The 16,869-nt window shown below is 65.4% G+C and carries 14 protein-coding genes; 6 read left to right on the plus strand and 8 right to left on the minus strand.

The genetic code is table 11. The features are described 5' to 3' along the window. Window positions 1–352: 352 nt before the first annotated feature. The 5 genes from P0R31_RS06445 to P0R31_RS06465 all read right to left on the minus strand — a co-directional run bounded on the left by P0R31_RS06445 (window position 353) and on the right by P0R31_RS06465 (window position 6,886). Complete coding sequence (locus P0R31_RS06445; protein WP_275513315.1) at window positions 353–1,744, minus strand: hypothetical protein; 1,392 nt, start codon at window positions 1,742–1,744, stop codon at window positions 353–355. After that, window positions 1,741–3,018 (minus strand): glycosyltransferase family 4 protein, encoded by a 1,278-nt coding sequence (locus tag P0R31_RS06450; RefSeq protein ID WP_275513316.1) that lies wholly within the window; start codon window positions 3,016–3,018, stop codon window positions 1,741–1,743. The genes P0R31_RS06445 and P0R31_RS06450 overlap by 4 nt, the downstream gene beginning before the upstream one ends. Window positions 3,019–3,048: 30 nt before the next feature. Beyond that, window positions 3,049–4,389, minus strand: a complete 1,341-nt coding sequence (locus P0R31_RS06455) for a hypothetical protein (protein WP_275513317.1) — start codon at window positions 4,387–4,389, stop codon at window positions 3,049–3,051. Next, entirely contained in the window at window positions 4,389–5,528 is a 1,140-nt protein-coding gene (locus P0R31_RS06460) for a glycosyltransferase (protein ID WP_275513318.1), read from the minus strand. Before P0R31_RS06460 ends, P0R31_RS06455 begins: the two co-directional genes overlap by 1 nt. A 254-nt stretch (window positions 5,529–5,782) precedes the next feature. Then, window positions 5,783–6,886, minus strand: coding sequence for a glycosyltransferase family 4 protein (locus P0R31_RS06465; RefSeq protein ID WP_275513344.1), 1,104 nt, complete (start codon window positions 6,884–6,886; stop codon window positions 5,783–5,785). A 180-nt stretch (window positions 6,887–7,066) separates the two neighbouring features. On the opposite strand from P0R31_RS06465, the gene P0R31_RS06470 reads away from it, so the two are divergent. Continuing rightward, the gene (locus tag P0R31_RS06470) at window positions 7,067–7,954 is read left to right on the plus strand and encodes an aldose 1-epimerase family protein (RefSeq protein WP_275513319.1); all 888 of its coding nucleotides are present in this window, start codon (window positions 7,067–7,069) and stop codon (window positions 7,952–7,954) included. A gap of 62 nt (window positions 7,955–8,016) precedes the next feature. On the opposite strand, the gene P0R31_RS06475 is transcribed toward P0R31_RS06470, so the two are convergent. Further along, the gene (locus P0R31_RS06475) at window positions 8,017–8,865 is read right to left on the minus strand and encodes an MBL fold metallo-hydrolase (protein WP_275513320.1); all 849 of its coding nucleotides are present in this window, start codon (window positions 8,863–8,865) and stop codon (window positions 8,017–8,019) included. A 245-nt stretch (window positions 8,866–9,110) separates the two neighbouring features. On the opposite strand from P0R31_RS06475, the gene P0R31_RS06480 reads away from it, so the two are divergent. Further along, the gene (locus tag P0R31_RS06480; RefSeq protein ID WP_275513321.1) at window positions 9,111–9,914 is read left to right on the plus strand and encodes a response regulator transcription factor; all 804 of its coding nucleotides are present in this window, start codon (window positions 9,111–9,113) and stop codon (window positions 9,912–9,914) included. A gap of 68 nt (window positions 9,915–9,982) precedes the next feature. Here the strand turns inward: P0R31_RS06480 and P0R31_RS06485 are convergent, their stop codons facing one another. Continuing rightward, a complete protein-coding gene (locus tag P0R31_RS06485; RefSeq protein ID WP_430516801.1) occupies window positions 9,983–10,867 on the minus strand; it encodes a transglycosylase SLT domain-containing protein in 885 nt (294 codons plus the stop codon). Further along, entirely contained in the window at window positions 10,794–11,930 is a 1,137-nt protein-coding gene (locus tag P0R31_RS06490) for an alpha/beta hydrolase family protein (RefSeq protein WP_275513323.1), read from the minus strand. Before P0R31_RS06490 ends, P0R31_RS06485 begins: the two co-directional genes overlap by 74 nt. Before the next feature lie 162 nt (window positions 11,931–12,092). Here P0R31_RS06490 and pgm point away from each other — a divergent pair, with 162 nt between their 5' ends. The 4 genes from pgm to P0R31_RS06510 all read left to right on the plus strand — a co-directional run bounded on the left by pgm (window position 12,093) and on the right by P0R31_RS06510 (window position 16,672). Then, complete coding sequence (gene pgm / locus P0R31_RS06495) at window positions 12,093–13,739, plus strand: phosphoglucomutase (alpha-D-glucose-1,6-bisphosphate-dependent) (RefSeq protein WP_275513324.1); 1,647 nt, start codon at window positions 12,093–12,095, stop codon at window positions 13,737–13,739. A 135-nt stretch (window positions 13,740–13,874) separates the two neighbouring features. Next, entirely contained in the window at window positions 13,875–14,924 is a 1,050-nt protein-coding gene (locus P0R31_RS06500; protein WP_275513325.1) for an aromatic ring-hydroxylating dioxygenase subunit alpha, read from the plus strand. A gap of 3 nt (window positions 14,925–14,927) precedes the next feature. After that, a complete protein-coding gene (locus P0R31_RS06505) occupies window positions 14,928–15,680 on the plus strand; it encodes a GntR family transcriptional regulator (protein WP_275513326.1) in 753 nt (250 codons plus the stop codon). Window positions 15,681–15,691: 11 nt separating this feature from the next. After that, window positions 15,692–16,672 carry a PDR/VanB family oxidoreductase gene (locus P0R31_RS06510; RefSeq protein WP_275513327.1) on the plus strand — a complete coding sequence of 327 codons (981 nt, stop codon included), beginning with the start codon at window positions 15,692–15,694 and terminating at the stop codon, window positions 16,670–16,672. The last annotated feature ends 197 nt before the right edge of the window (window positions 16,673–16,869 follow it).

The raw sequence follows: 16,869 nt of genomic DNA on the forward strand, positions 1-16,869 counted from the left end.
GATTTACGCTGCTAAATATATGCGCAAGCCGTGCGAGTTCGATCCAACGCTTCGGCTTGAGAGCGTGTCATACGAACGCGGCGCCTGGGAGTCGCGACCAAGTGAAGCGGCTCGTTGCCGAGTCCGGCTCTTCGTTTGCATCGTCGGATTGCACAGGGAGTCGGCAGATGCCATTTTCATAGGCGAGTAATTTGATAGGGTCTATCGCGTTGGTTGTGTCCGTATTTTCCCGGATGTAGCCATTTGGTTGGACCGGGGAGGCGCAATGGTTCCGTCCAGGAACTGAATCAGCGCCGTGGCCCAACGGCTCAATTGCTCGCCCGCTGTGTCCGATCCATGCCGGTGCGGCGAATTAGTCGCGGCGGGCCAGCATCAGAAAATCTCCGCGCCAGCCGACGATGGCCGTCGCGATTCCGGCGATCAAGATCTTGCCGGCAAGCCATGTCGCAGGCTCGGTCGGCATTGCGCCGAGTGATCCGATCAGGACGGCGGCCACCAGCGCCTGCGCGACCAGTGACCAGCGCGGGAATGCCTCGAACCGCAGGGTCGGACCGAGCGCAAACAGAATCGCTGCCAGCGTGGCGAGCGAAGCGCAGCCGACCGCTTGTCGCGGCGACAGGCCGGCCCAAACCGCGGCCAGCGCGACGGCCGCGACGATCGCGAGCTGGCCGGCCGCAACGACTACGAGCCTGGTCGCGAGCTTCTCCAGGTGCGGAACGACTGCGACGGTCGCCTGGAGATGCGTGTGCAGGAAATAGAAGGCGGCCACCATGGGCGCCGTCGTCAGGAAGCCGTCCAGGCTCTCCCGCGGCACCAGGATGCGAGCGGCATCCGGAATGAAGCCGACCAGTCCGCCGAGCAGCACGAGGGTCGTGCAGACCATGAACTCGAACATCCGCCGCGTCGATTGCACCGACTTCGTGACGGTTCCGCGCTCGAAATCCTTTACGACATCGGGATAGCTCACGGTGTGGATCGCTGCATTGAGGACCCAGAACGGGCGTTGCAGCAGGTCGAGCGCGATCGAAAACCCGGCGCTGGCGCCTGTCGCGCCCAGCCGGCCGATGATGATGAAGCGGAGCAGCACCGGCACCGACAGATGGATGACGGACGCACCCGCCGCGAGCATGCCGTAGCGGGCGTAGGTCTTCCAGTCGGCGAGCATCGTCTGCAACGAGGCGCGTTCCAGCGGCGTGCGGTATGCGATGAGCCCCGCGACGAGCCCCAGCGTGTGTCCCAACGCAATCCCGAGCAGCGCGGCCTCAGCCGTTCCCCAAATCCTTCCTCCCACCGCGGCTCCCGCCAGAAGCGCGGTGGCACGCAGTGCGAGAAGAGAGGAGGCGACCCCCAGCCGGTCCGACAGACGTACCGTCAGGAAATACAGATCCGTCACCCCCTGGAGCACGGATATGCCGAGGCCGAGCGCGATGATCCCTGCCGGCAGCGTGCTGGCCAGGAACGCGCAGCTTCCGACCGCTATCAGCGCGCCCGCACTCGACACGCCAGCTGCGAAGAGCGACCACCTCAGCCGGGCCGCCTCGTCCTCCCCGGCTGCTGCGAGAAAACGCAATCCGGCGAGCTGCAGCCACTCGAACATCAGGACGCAGAGCAATTGGCTCGAGGCCAGCGTGAGGGAAAAGCTGGTGTAGTCGGCAGCGGGCAAGAGATGGCTGACCGCGAAGATCAGGATGATCGCCGCGGCGCTTTGATAGAAATAGCCCGCCATCGCGAACAGGCGTGTCATCGCGGAATGAGGCGCTCCTTGCCGACGATGGCCGGACCTTTTGAGGCTTCAGTCGTTGCTGCGCGCACGTGCGACATCCGCTGCTCGCGCAATTGTTCATACAGATTCTTGTATGACGACAGCACGTCGGCAAATATCCACTTGCTGGTATCCGCAATGAGGCGCCGGCTGATCGCGTCGATCTTGTGGGGATCCGCCGCGACCTCCATCATGCTCTTGGCAAGCGATTTCGGGTCGGCTTCGGTCAGCCAGCCGGTCACGCCGTGCTCGATCACTTCGGGCATGCCGCCAAAGCGCGTTCCGAGCAGCGGCCTGCCGGCCGCCTTGGCGTCGGCGACGACGAGCGGACCAGGGTCGTGCCAGATCGAGGGGGCAATCACCACGTCGACCTGCTTGTAGAAATCGTCCGGCACCACGAATCCCATGAACTCGATACGCGCATCCGGCGCGAGCGCCCTGAGGCGCCGTTGTTCCTCGTCGCTGACGCGACCGGCGATCAGCATCCGGATGCGATCCCGGGGCAGCATGGCAAGTGCCCGCATCAGATTGTCGATGCCCTTTTCCTCGGTGAGGCGGCCGATGAATCCGAACGTCACCTCCGTGGTGCAGACCGGACGGGGATAGGGCTCGCGCGGCGGCTCGGTCGAGGCATTGCGGATCACGGTGCGGATCGGCGTCTCCGCGAACATGCCCATGTCGGTGTGAATCGACAGCACGCGCTCGCTCACGCCGACCACAGCGCTCAGCCAGTGCGTCGCCCGCTTGCGATGGAAGGTCAGGATCCCGCAACTCGTGCAGGTGTGCTCGCATGAGCGTCCCTGGTCGAAGCGCGAGCAGCGCGGGCAGGTCAGATAATAGTCGTGAAGCGTATGCAGCACCGGGACGCCGAGCTGGGCGGCAACGCGCCAGATCGCGGTGGTGAGACCGGACAGATTGTTGGAGTGCAGCACGTCCGGCTTGAAGGCCCGGATGCGTTCCGCGATCAGCGGCGCCTGCATCTGCCAGTCGTCGACCGCATGCCAGATGCTGCGCAAGACGGCGTTCTTCTGCTCCGTGAAGGGCCGATAGATGTTCTGGACCGGCGCGGAATAGACGTTGATGCCGTTGCAGCTTTCGCGCTCCTGCCCAGGGGACGATGCGGCCCGGATCACCTCGACCTCGTCTCCGCGCTGCACCAGGCCTTCGGCGAAGCGCCGCGCGAAGATCTCTGCACCGCCGACGATCTTGGAGGCCTGAGGCGTCGGATAAAGCGTGGACGTCAAAAGAACTTTCATCACTGAACCTCATGTTTTGCAAAATCGCGCTTACCGCGCCGGCCTTATCTCCAAAGCGGGCATGGCACCGTTGCCCGCTGCAATGAGAACCGGCGTGGTCGAAACCGGAATCCAGGCACCGGACGCAGGTCTTGCCGCCGAGTCGCACGGCATCGCAAAGGTTGCGCCGTCCTGATTCCCCTTGATCCGGACCTCGTAACGCCGCTCGGGAGTCTCGGACCACACCGCAACTCTGGCGCCGGACGTCGTCGTTGCATTGATCGACACGACGCCGCTGGCGAGCTCGCGTTTCTCGGCGCTCAGGCTGGAGCGGATGAAAGCCCAGGCGCCCTGAACCGCGCAGGCGACGGCCTTCGGCGAATTGTCGAAATGGTAGAGCCCGAAATTGTGCTCCAGGTCCGATGGATTCTGTCCGCTGTCCTTGAGTTCGTAGAACCACATGCCTTTGAGCCAGCGCGCCGCGGTCGACGCCCACAGGATCAGCTGCGCACTATTGTCGGACTGGGCTTGCTCGCTGACGCCGCATTTGTTGGTGGCAGCCGTGGTCCACCCGGTTTCGGTGACATAGATCGGAAAATCGGGGTTTCCGCTCGCCTGGCCGACGAGCCGGTGAAACGCCGTCAGCCGCTCGATGATTTCGGCCGAGGTCCGCTTGCTCGGGCCCATGCAGAAATTGTAGAGATGGATCGATGCGCCGTCCGCATATTGAAGAATGCCGGTCCGCAGCATCTTCTCGGTCCATGTCCAGCCCAGATCGTCGCCGAGCGCCCCGACGAGGAAAGGCGCATTCGGCGCAACCCGCTTGACCGCCGGTCGAGCGACTTGCGCGAGTGCCAGATAGTTTTCCGGCGAGAACGCAGGATCTTTCTTCGCCGCCAGGTTCCATTCGTTCCAGAGCTCGAACAGCGGATGCTGCGCCACCACCGATTGCGCGGCCGCCGCCGCATAATCGGCGAACCGCTGCCGCGCCTCGTCGGTCGTCGGTGGCGAGGAATTCGGAACGAGATGATGGCCGAAGGCGAGGATCAGGAGAGGGCGCGCGACGCCGGACTTGACCTGCGCTTCGAGCCTGCCAAGTCGGGGTGTGAAGCCCATCCGGCGTCCCCCAACCTCGAACTCGGACCAGGGAAAATCATCGCGAAAGGAATTGAGACCGAGTTGCTTGATCTGGGCGACGTTTTCCGAAGGCACGTATCCGCGCGCGCTCACCGGGCCGCCCAGCCCCTGATGCGTGCCGACCCCGAGCAGGAATCGGGCATCGAGCGGTTGCGCCTGCTGTGCGCAGACCGAGACCGGCAGGAGGATGGATGCGATGAGGCTCGCGAGGCGGAGACTGTCGCGAACCAAGGTGCGTGGGAGCGGTGCAGCCATCAGAAGTTCTTGGAGAGATCCGACTGCAGTCCCGCCTTCGCCTCGACCGGCGTCCGCTCGCCCTGGAGGAGATCGGCGTAGACCTGCTGCAATTGTCCATGCGTCTTCTGAACGTCATAAAACTGCTTGAACCGGTCGTAGCCGCGCTGCCCCAGCACCTTGAGATCGAGATCGAGTGCGCGCCGGAAACCATCCACGAGCGGCTGCACCGCGACGGGTTCGCAAAGCACGCCGGTCACGCCATCGACGACGATCTCGGGTAAAGCGCCGCTACGGAACGCCAGGATGGGCTTGGCCGCGCGCATCGCTTCCAGCGCAACGAGGCCAAAGGCTTCCCAACGTGACGGGATCACGACGAGGTCGGCGGCCTCGAGCTGGGTCTCGATGGTCGGGCGGTCGAGCCAGCCCAGAAGGGACACGTTCGACGGGACGGTCGGACCTTCGTACTTGTTGACGACGGAGGCGCCGATCATGCGGACGTCCAGCACATCCTCGAGCGCGCGTGCCGCTTCGATCAGCAGATCGAACCCCTTCTGCCGGTCCAGGCGTCCGATGAACAGCACCTTGACCTTCTTGGAGGTCCAGTCAGCCGCGACGGGCTGCGGCGTGCGGCTCTTCGAGATGCCGTTGTGGACCACGGTGAGGCGGTCGGCAGGAATTCCCGCGCGGACCGCCTCGTTGTATTCGTCGCCGGAGATGCAGATGATTCGGTCCGACGTGCGCGCAAGCAGGTTCTCCGCGGTCTTGGTCAGCAAATGACTGAAGCGGCCGGTCTCGCGCGAAAATGCCCAGCCGTGCGGACAATAGACGACGCGCGGTCCGCCCGAGCGGGCTGCCAGAGCGGGCCGGAGCACGAGCCCCGCAAAGGAAGAATGCAGGTGCACCACGTCCGGTCTGAAGGCATCCAGCGCTTGCATGCTCGCACGCAGCATCTGGAATAGGCCGGCGACGCTGCGGCCGGATCGGTCGAATGTCGTAATCTGGTTGTCATCGATCGCGCCGAGGTCGCCCCGATGATCCGACGGCACGACATAATGCACGTTCTCGGCACCGAAGCTGGCCTGCTGCTGAGGATGCAACTCGTTCAGATAGCTCGCGATCCCGCCACGGATCGTTTCGGCGATGTGCAGCACTTTCATCGTTTGCCTTGCGTAGGGCCGCGTTGGAGGGCCGGACATCGTGTATCCCTGTTCTGTGTTCGCTAGTGCGAAACACAGTTCCTCGAATACGTAGCGATATTGGGGCAGCGATGTGGTGATGTTGCGCCAAGGCGCTCGTGCTTGCGATAACCGCAACAACGGAGAAGAAAAATCATGGAACCAGGCAAAGAGGTGCGAGTTGCAAACCGTTTGTGCAAAAACCGTTGCGCGCGATAGGCGAACCGCGCCGCGTTTCACGCAGCGCTGGCGACGTTCGCCGGCGTTGCGAGGTGATCGAGCAGCGCCTTCGCCGATTTCTTCCAAGAATAGAAGGCAAGGCGATCCTGTTGCCGCCTGCGTTCCTGGTCCGAGATCGCGCCGATTGCCAGTCTTTCGAGCATGAGCTGCTTCAGCGCCTCGGCATCCGTGGCGCTAAAATACGCAGCCGCGTCGCCGCACGTCTCCACGACGGCGTCGGCCCTCGAGGCGATGACCGGGCAGCCGAAGATCATGGCTTCGAGCGGCGGCACGCCGAACCCCTCGTAGAGGGAGGGAAACACGAAGGCCGATGCATGCGCATAGAGCGCAGCGATCTCGCTGTCGGTCAGACGGCCGGCCAGCACCAGGCCGGAAGCCCCTTCGCCCGAATTATCCTGAAAGACCTTGCTGTTATCGCCGCCGACGATGACCAGGGGGACGTCAGCTCGGTCGAGCAGCTGGATGGCGCGGATCGCGACGGACAGATTCTTGTTCTTGGTTTTCGAGCCCACGAAGAGGAAGAACTTCTGCGGCTGAACGCCAAGTCGGGCAAGGATGCCGGGATCGGGCTTCGTGGCTGCAAAGTGCTCGGCGCTGTTGGGGAAGACGGGAATGCGCGATGCCGAGAGATTCAGCACGTCCGCAAGCTCCTTGCGGGAAAATCCCGACACCGTTGCGATGCTTGCGTGCCGGGCGAGCATCCGGCCCATCGTGCGATGGACGGTCAGATAGCGCCAATTGAAGAAGTCGGGCCTGCGAAAGACCTGGGCGTCGTGAATCACGACAATATGGTCGCGATGGAAGACGGGCCCGGAATTGGCCAGGCTGATCAAGCGGCCTCCGGCGGCAGCGCGGGCGAGATCGATTTGATCCCACGCGTGCCCATGCAACCGGCCGACAGCGCGAATCTTGATCCGGTCGAGATCAAGTTCCTCGCTTGCATCCGCGGGCTTCAACAATTGCCAGTCTGCGTTGCGCAGCGAGGCCGGAATCTGCTCCGACGCGAGCAGCACGTCGATCGCCTTGACCATTTCGGCGGCATAACGCTGCACGCCCGTGAGCTTTTGCGACAGAAAGCGGCCGTTGATGAAGAATTTCAATTGACTACCACGATGGTTCATGGAGTTCCGGCCGGGTTCGCGGGGAGCTCGCGGTGGAGGAGCCGCACGTGAGCAATCGTTAGGTACAGAAATATGACGCAGCCCGGCATGGCTCGGAGGCGCCGCCTGCATGGCCGGCGTCGCCTTGCTGCGTGCCAGGTCGGGGTGTAGAGGTCGGCCATGACCGATGACACCTACTCCTTCCGCTGCGGCTCGCTCACCGCGACCGTCAAGGCGCACGGCGCCGAGCTCTGCTCGCTGAAGGGCGGCGGCACCGAATTCCTTTGGCAGGCGGGGCCGGAATGGCCGCGTCACGCGCCGCTGCTGTTTCCGATCGTCGGGCGCCTTGCCAACGACGAATTGCGGCATCAGGGCAAGACGTATCGGATGACGCAGCACGGCTTCGCCCGCGACAGCCGCTTCATGTGGGCAGAACGCGGCGAGAGCCGCTGCACCCTGGTGCTCGATGACAATGAGACGACGCGCGCACTCTATCCGTTCCCGTTCCGGCTGACGGCGGCCTATGCGATCGATGAGTCCGGCCTCGATCTGACGCTGACGATCGCCAACACCGGCAAGGAGACGTTGCCGGCCTCGCTCGGCGGCCATCCCGCCTTCAATTGGCCGCTGCAGCCCGGCGCGGCGAAGGAGAGCCATGCGCTGACTTTCGCGAGCGCCGAACCGTCTCCGGTCCGCCGTCTCGACGGTGGATTGCTGCGGCCGGCGGCGGAGCCGAGCCCGGTCAAAGGCAGCACGCTTCCCTTGTCGGATTCCCTATTCGTCGACGACGCCATCATCTTCGACCGCATCGAGAGCACTTCGGTCCGCTATGCCGCGGCGGGCGGCGCATCGACCGGGCCATGGCTGAAAATGTCCTGGCGCGGATTTCGCGAGCTCGGCGTCTGGTCGAAACCGTCAGGCGCGCCGTTCCTCTGCATCGAGCCCTGGCGCGGCTACGCCAGTCCCGCCGGCTTTCAAGGCGAGTTCACCGACAAGCCGGGGCTGATGCACATCGCGCCGGGCGCTGAGGAAGAGTTATCCTACCGGATCGAGGTCGGATCGTCCTGACGCCGAACGGCTTCCGCACGCATGATTTGTTGCGGCGCGCATGCTTCGATCTTCGATCATCCTCAGACCTCGATGCGCGTGAGATCCTCGCCGAGCACCACCGGTCCTGCATAGTCCCGCCTGACGTCATCAAGCAATGCGTCCAGCATGGCATCGTCGGTGCGCGGACGGTGATGGGTCAGCGCGAGCTTCTTGACGCCGGCTTTGGCCGCGATCTTCCCGACCGTGTCGCCGCAGGCGATCGTGTATTTCGCGAGCCGGCGCAAATGCTCGTTGTTGATCTCGGGCGTGGCGAGAAAGCAGCACTGCACCAGCAGGTCGGCTCCCTCAGCCAGCCGCTCGAGCCCGGGGCAGGGGACGGTGTCGCCGGAAACAGCAATGACCTTGCCTTCCGCTTCGAAGCGGTAGCCGAGACACATCCAGCGCGCCAGGAAAGCAGGCGGCATGTCGAGACCATCGCCATGCGAGACCAGCTCGGCGCTGATCTTCCAGCGGCCGACATCTAGAATAGGACCCGGCACGATGTCCGTTGCGGCAACAGGCTTCCAGCCTCCGAAGCTAGGCTCGCCCTGGTCGCGCCAGGCGATGTCCTTGTCGTAGACCTGCGTGACCAGCGTATTGACGAGGCGTTCGGTGTCCGGCGGGCCGTAGACGCGCAACTCGTCCTTGCGCCCGTGCATCCACGAACTCAACATCACATCGTAGAGATCGCCGATGTGGTCGAAATGGTGATGGGTGAGGAAGATCGTGTTGATGGCGCCGAGCGGCACGCCCGCCTTGTGAAGCTGCACCATGACGCCACGGCCGGCGTCGAACAGGATGTTCGCCTCGCCAAGCCTGATCAGCGTGGTCGTCGCCATGCGGCGCGGGTCCGGGCGCGGGCCGCCGGTGCCGAGCAATATGACCTCCATGGCGCCACCTCCGAGTGCAGGCTTTGGAAGGCACAGTAGATGCGAAGCTCACGGGGGAGCAAGCCGCAGAGCGCCGCCCGAACTGTGATCTGCTGTTCCGAAAATCGGAAGATTTCCGGCACGGTGCGCGGAATGAGAAGTGTGCGCCAATTCATACTTAATGTGCCAAGAGCATGACCAATGTTGTTTGCGCATCACAACCCGCCTAGTATCGCGGCAGGCAATTTCGGGGGCTCGAACAGGCTGTGAATGTCCGTTCACATGACCGCGCGTTGCGCGGCGACTTGAATCTGCAGGTCGGAACGCAAGCACATGGGACCGCCAGGACACCGGTAGCTTCCGCTCGTCCGGCCGGCCGCGAGCGGCTGATCGTCGTCGAGGACGATCCGGTGACGCGGACCATGCTGGTCGACTATTTCAGCGACAACAATTTCGACGTGGTCGGCGCCGGCTCCTGCACGGAGTGCCGTCAGGCGCTGCGCGCGCGCACCGATCTCGTCTTCCTCGACGTGCAGCTGCCCGACGGGGACGGCTTCGAGCTCGCCAAGGAGATCCAGGCCACCAGCAACGCGGGCATCATCTTCGTGACGCGGCGCGACACCGACGTCGACCGCATTCTCGGCCTCGAGGTCGCCGGCGACCATTACGTCACCAAGCCGATCAACCTGCGCGATCTGCTCGCGCGTGCGCGCAGCGTGCTGCGGCGTCGCTCGATCGACCGCAAGGCGGCGCGCAACCACAATTCGATCGCGTTCGGCGACTGGATCATCGACCTGACCCGGCGCGAATTGCTCGGCAACGAGGGCAAGCCGGTGGCGCTGACGCGCGCCGAATTCGACCTGCTGGCGGCGCTCGTCGGCGCCGACGGCAGGCCGCTCAGCCGCGATTATCTGATCGAGGTCGTCAGCAATCGCCAGGCCGAAGTCGACATCCGCACCGTCGATGCGCTGGTGGCGCGGCTGCGCCGCAAGCTCGTCGGCAGCGGCACGCCCGTGATCGCGACCGTCACCGGCGTCGGCTACAAGCTCGCGCTCAGCGAGCGGCTGTAGCGCATGATCCGGAAAAGCGTGCAGCGGTTTTCCGGCAAGATCATGCTCAGACAATAGGCCATCGCCCGTCAGCGCGACGCGACGCGCTTCCAGCGTGCTTCGATGCGCGCCTTGATCTGGCTGACCTTGGCCTCATGGGCCGCCCAATAGGCGCGGCTGGCGGCCGCGGTGCCTTGACGATAGCGGGCATAGACCGCTTTGGGCTGCACCGGCACCTTCGGGCGGCTCGCCGGTTTCACGGGCGCCGCAACCGCAGCCGCAACCGTGGGCGCCGGATCCGGAGCAGCCGCAGCTTCGCGTTCTCCCGGCATTGCGCTCATCGCGACAAGCCGGTTGCGGGCCCGGTTGCAATAGACCTGCGACCGCGCGGTCATCTCCTCTTCGCCATGACCGGCCCGGTATTTCATCAGGGCGCGGCAGAGGTCCCCGCCCGAAAGCCGCCAGGCCTGACTGAGATAAAGCACCCCGTAATGGATGTTGACGTCGGGTTCGGCCAGCTCCGCGCTGCTGCCGCGGAAGCCCAGCATCGCCGCCGTCTCGGGGCGCACCTGCATCAGGCCGATTTCGCCCGCGCTGCCGATGACCGCCGGGTTGTAGCCGCTTTCGACGAAGACGACCGCCTCGGCGATATCGGCCGGCAGATTGGTGCTCTTGGTTTCCCGCTCGATGATCTTTCGGATCGTGGCCCGCGATGACGGCGTTTCGCCGGCGCCGAGCTCGCTGCTGCCGTCGGCCGCATGTGCGCCGATCGGAGCCGACACGAGCAGGACGATCGCGACGTGCCTCCACGTCGCGCCGAGAATGAAGCGTGCCCGATCCCGCAGCATGGGCCTGTCATAGAGCGCCGGAGTTAACAAACCGGCCTCAGGCGTGTGTGCGTCACGGCCGCGCGCGGGCGCTCTGGTCGGTGGATCTGGCCTGCGACGGCTCCGCCAGCTGGTCATCGACCGCATAGAGCGTGCAGCTGGGCGACCATTTCATGCAGGCTGCCAGCGAGTCGCGCCGGGCCTCCTCGGTCGTCGCCCGTCCGGCGCGCCAGCCGTAGCCGCCGTTCGGCGACACCGCAAAGGCCTTGTGCGGCTGCAGGCTGGCGAGATAGCGCGCGAACTCGGCCCGCGCGGCCTCGTTGAGCTGGCGTGGCGGCGGCAGCGGATCGGGCAGGCTCAGGAGGTCGTTGCCGAGCCCGCGCTCGCGCAGGAAGGCGTCGAGATACGGTGTCCATTGCGGCCGGCCCGCGACCGAATAGAGATAATGGCCGTCGTCGCCGTAAGCCGGGGCCGCGACGAACCTCGCATTGCCGCCGCCGGCGCGAAACCCATCATGGAGCCGGCGCGCGAGGTCGGGACCGAAATAGGAATCGTTGCTGGCATAGACCCACAGCATCGGCACGCGCGAGGACTTGCCGAAGGTGGCGAAGGCCTGCACCAGCCCATCCGGATTGCAGACATCGTCGTCGTTGCGCGAGCCGCGGCCGCCGGCAAAATTGATCGCGGCGACGAGCCCCGCCGGCGCCTGCGCGCTCAGCGCCACCGTGGCGAAGCCGCCGGCGGAATGGCCGGCCGCGATCATGCCGGACGTCGTCAGGTCGGCCCGGTGCGCCATCGCATCGATCGCGGCGCGCAGATCGGCAACCGCGACGGCGGCCGCCGGCAGGTACGCGGCCTTTGCGCAACCGCCGACGCTGTCGACGCGCCCGCCCGGCGAGGTGCCGTAGCCGCGCCGCATCACCACCAGCGCAGCAAAGCCGCGCCGGGCGTATTCCAGCGCGATGCCATAATATTTGTGCGCCGACATGGTCGCGCGGTCCTCGAACTTGCGCGGCGAGCCGTGGCTGAGCAGCGCCAGCGGATAGCGCTTCGTCCCCACGGGCCGCACCAGAAAGGCCTCCAGCCCTTGCGGTCCGGCCTCGACCATCGGGATGCGCAGGTCCTCCGTGTAGAACTCCGCGGCGCGCGCGGGTGCGCCGGCCAGCATGAAGGCGGCGATCAGCACGAGCAGCTTGCGCGAAGGGATCATGAGACGATTCGACGGGCGGTGCTGCCGAGCATAGCACGAACCCGCTCAGGCGGGCTGCAGCACCTCCAAGGAACGCCTTCCCCGTCGCGCGTGTTGTGCTCTTGGCGGGGGCTTGGCCGATGCTATGGTGTCCCGCACTCACGACAGGACGAGGGTATTCCAGTGGCTGATGTTCATCCCGCGGCGGGCAAGCAGGCCTCGCCGGACGCGCTCACCAATATTCCGCGGCTGGTGACGGCCTATTTCGCCGGCAAGCCGGATGCGTCCGATCCGGCACAGCGCGTGGCATTCGGCACGTCGGGCCATCGCGGCACCTCGTTCAAGAACACCTTCAACGAAGGCCACATCCTCGCGACCACGCAGGCGATTTGTGATTACCGCAAGGAGAAGGGCCTGACCGGCCCGCTCTTCATCGGCATCGATACCCATGCGCTGGCCGAGCCGGCGCTTACAAGCGCCATCGAGGTGTTCGCCGCCAACGGCGTCGAGGTCATGATCGACAAGGATGGCGGCTACACGCCGACGCCCGTCATCTCGCATGCGATCCTCACCTATAACAAGGGCCGCACCTCTGGCCTCGCCGACGGCGTCGTCATCACCCCCTCGCACAATCCCCCCGAGGACGGCGGCTACAAATACAATCCGCCTCATGGCGGCCCGGCCGATACGGACGTGACCGCTGCCGTCGAGAAGTGCGCCAACGCCTATCTCGCCGGCGAGCTCGAGGACGTGAAGCGCATCGACTATGCCAAGGCGCGCAAGGCCGCGAATGTCCACGCCTACGACTTCATCACGCCTTACGTCGCCGATCTCGGCAATGTCGTCGATCTCGACCTCGTCAAATCCGCCGGCGTCAAGATCGGCATCGATCCGCTCGGCGGCGCCGCCGTGCATTACTGGCATCCGATCATCGAGCGCTATGGCCTCAACGCCGATGTCGTGAACGAGGCGATCGATCCGACCTTCCGTTTCATGACGGTGGACTGGGACGGCAAGATCCGCATGGACTGCTCCTCGCCTTACGCGATGGCGAGCCTGATCGGCATGCGCGACCGCTTCGACGTCGCCTTTGCCAACGACACCGACGCCGACCGCCACGGCATCGTCACGCGCACCGGCGGGTTGATGAATCCGAACCATTACCTGGCGACCGCGATCTCCTATTTGTTCGCGCACCGTCCGGACTGGGGCAAGGATGCCGCGATCGGCAAGACCGTGGTGTCGAGCTCGATCATCGACCGCGTCGCCAAGAAGCTCGGCCGCAAGCTGGTGGAGACGCCGGTCGGCTTCAAATGGTTCGTCGACGGCCTCGTCACCGGCGGCTTCGGCTTCGGCGGCGAGGAGAGTGCAGGGGCCTCGTTCCTGCGCCGCGACGGCGCGGTGTGGACCACCGACAAGGACGGAATCATCCTCGGCCTGCTCGCTGCCGAGATCATGGCCAAGACCGGCCGCGATCCCAGCCAGATCTTCAACGATCTCACCGCCGAATTCGGCATGCCGCATTACGCGCGCATCGACGTTGCCGCCACCGGGCCGCAAAAGAACATCCTGAAATCCGTCACGCCGGAGCAGCTCGGCCTCAAGGACCTCGCCGGCGATCCCGTTCGCGCGACGCTGAGCAAGGCGCCCGGCAACGGCCAGCCCTTCGGCGGCATCAAGGTCGAAACCGATTTCGGCTGGTTCGCCGCGCGGCCGTCCGGCACCGAGGACGTCTACAAGATCTACGCCGAAAGCTTCCGCAGCCCCGAGCACCTGAAACGGATTCAGGAGGAGGCCCAGGCGGGATTGGCGAAAGTTTTCGCGGCGTAAGGTACGCGATCTTTCCGCCAGCTTGTATACATTCAAACCGCTAATGGTATCATAGTAGGTCTCATTAGGCCTTGAACAATTCCACTCCTCAGCTATTGTATACATAACGTATTCATAAGCCGTGGGAGTGAGACAATGACAAAGCCCTTCCCCATGAACGCCTGGTACGCCGCGGCGTGGGACGCCGACGTCAAGGCGGCGCTGCTGCCGCGGACGATCTGCGGCAAGCATGTCGTGATGTACCGCAAGGCGGACGGCTCGGTGGCCGCGCTGGAGGACGCCTGCTGGCATCGCCTGGTGCCGCTGTCCAAGGGCCGGCTCGAAGGCGACACCGTCGTCTGCGGCTATCACGGTCTGAAGTACAACGCGCAGGGGCGCTGCACCTTCATGCCCTCGCAGGAGACCATCAACCCCTCGGCCTGCGTGCGCGCCTATCCCGTGGTCGAGCGTCACCGCTACGTCTGGCTCTGGATGGGCGATCCCGCGCTGGCCGATCCCGCGCTCGTCCCCGACATGCACTGGAATCACGACCCGGCCTGGGCCGGCGACGGCAAGACCATCCACGTCAATTGCGACTACCGCCTCGTGCTCGACAATCTCATGGATCTCACCCACGAGACCTTCGTGCACGGCTCCTCCATCGGCAATGATGCCGTCGCCGAGGCGCCGTTCGACGTCACCCATGGCGAGAAGACGGTCACGGTGACGCGCTGGATGCGCGGCATCGAGCCGCCGCCGTTCTGGGCCAAGCAGCTCGGCAAGCCCGGTCTCGTCGACCGCTGGCAGATCATCCGCTTCGAGGCGCCGTGCGCCATCGCCATCGACGTCGGCGTCGCGCCGACAGGCACCGGTGCGCCGGAAGGCGACCGCTCGCAGGGCGTCAACGGCTTCGTGCTCAACACGATCACGCCGGAGACCGAGAAGACCTGTCACTACTTCTGGTCCTTCGTCCGCAACTATCGCATCAGCGAGCAGCGCCTCACCACCGAGATCCGCGAGGGCGTCTCCGGCATCTTCCGCGAGGACGAGCTGATCCTCGAAGCGCAGCAGCGCGCGATGGACGAAAACCCCGACCGCATCTTCTACAACCTCAACATCGACGCCGGCGCGATGTGGTCGCGCAAGCTGATCGACCGGATGGTGGCGAAGGAAAACGCCCCAAAGCACCTTCAGGCCGCGGAGTAGAACATGGCCGAGCGTGAGGTCGACCGCTCCATCTCGCAGACCGTGAAGGCGCAGCTCGCGCTGCGCGACCAGATCCTGTCGGGCGCCTTGCGGCCGGGCGAGCGCATCTCCGAGCTGCAGGCGGTGGAGACCACAGGCGCCTCGCGCACGCCGGTGCGCATGGCGCTGGTGCGGCTGGAGGAGGAGGGCCTGTTGGAGGCGATCCCCTCCGGCGGCTTCATGGTGAAGGCGTTTTCCGAGCGCGACATCTCCGATTCCATCGAGCTGCGCGGCACGCTGGAAGGCCTGGCGGCGCGCTTTGCCGCCGAGCGCGGCGTCTCCACGCGTGAGCTCGAGCCGCTGAAGGAGTGCCTTGCTGCGATCGACGAGCTGCTGCGGCAGGTGCCGATCTCGGTCGATGCTTTCTCGTCCTACGTCACGCTGAATGCGCGCTTCCACGCCCAGCTCACGGAGCTGTCGCGCAGCCCGCCGCTGATCCGGCAGATCGACCGCGCCTCGGCGCTGCCCTTTGCCTCGCCGAGCGGCTTCGTGATGGCGCAATCGGCGCTGCCGGAGGCACAGCAGATCCTGATCATCGCCCAGGAGCACCATCGCGTCGTGATCGATGCCATCGAGAACCGCGAAGGCGCGCGCGCCGAGGCCGTCATGCGCGAGCATGCCCGGCTCGCGGTGCGAAACCTGCGGCTCGCGCTGCGCAACCGCACCCATCTCGACCTCCTGCCGGCGCTCGCACTGATCAAGACCGCAACCGATTGAGGGCAGTCACCATGCGCTTCATCGAGACCTGGACCCCGGCAACGCTCGTTGCCACCCGCGATCTCACCCCGAACGTCCGCGAATTCCTGATCAAGCCGGATCAGTTCGAGGCCGCGGCCTATCCGGTCGGCAGCCACATCAATGTCAGCGTGACCATCGACGGCCTCCCGGAGACGCGGTCCTATTCGCTGGTCGGCGAGGCCTCCTCACTGGGCCTAAAGATCGCGGTGCGCCGTGCCGAGGATTCCCGCGGCGGCTCGCGCTACATGTGGTCCTTGCAGCCGGGCGCACGGCTCGACATCACCCAGCCCGCCTCGCTGCTCGCGGTCGATTGGACCCGCGACAATTATTGTCTGATTGCCGGCGGCATCGGCATCACCCCGATCCTCGGCGCCGCACAGGCGCTGGCGCGGCGCGGGGCGGACGTCACGCTGCATTATGCGGTACGCTCGCGCCGCGAGGCCGCCTATCTCGACGACCTCGCCGCGATGCTTGGTGACCGCCTCGTCGTTCATGCCAGCGACGAAGGCAGCCGGCTCGATCTCGACGCGCTGTTCGCCTCATTGCCGCGAGGCACGCTGGCGCTGTTCTGTGGCCCGATGCGGATGCTGGACGCCGCGCGTCATGCCTGGATCGGCGCCGGCCATCCGCTCACCGATCTCCGCTACGAGACCTTCGGCTCCAGCGGTACGCTGCCGACCGAAACGTTCACGGTGCGCCTCAAGGACTCCGGTGTCGAGCTCGAGATCCCGCGCGAGCGCTCGATGCTCGACGTGCTCAATGCCAGCGGCTTTGAGGTGATATCCGATTGCAAGCGCGGCGAATGCGGCCTCTGCGCCATCGACGTGGTCGACGTCGATGGCGAGATCGACCATCGCGACGTCTTCTTCAGCGACCACCAGAAGCAAGCCAACCAGAAGATCTGCGCCTGCGTCTCCCGCGCGCGGGGTACCATCACGGTGGATACGCTGCTGCGCGCAGATGCGGTCTGAGCGAGCCGGAGCGGATTTTCGTTGGGAGCAATGGGCGGGCGCCGCGGTCTCCACCTCTCCCGCTCTTGTCCGCCGAAGCCCTTTGGCGAAGGCGGATGCGGGAGAGGTCGCGCCCAACGGGTCGCGCCGCAGGCGCGCCCGATGACAGGCTCCGGCGCGGGTGAGGGCTCTCTCCTCTGGGGAATCCCGCCGTGGAG

This window comes from Bradyrhizobium yuanmingense (genome assembly GCF_029167105.1).
In the GTDB taxonomy this organism is placed as follows: Bacteria; Pseudomonadota; Alphaproteobacteria; order Rhizobiales; family Xanthobacteraceae; genus Bradyrhizobium; species Bradyrhizobium yuanmingense_A.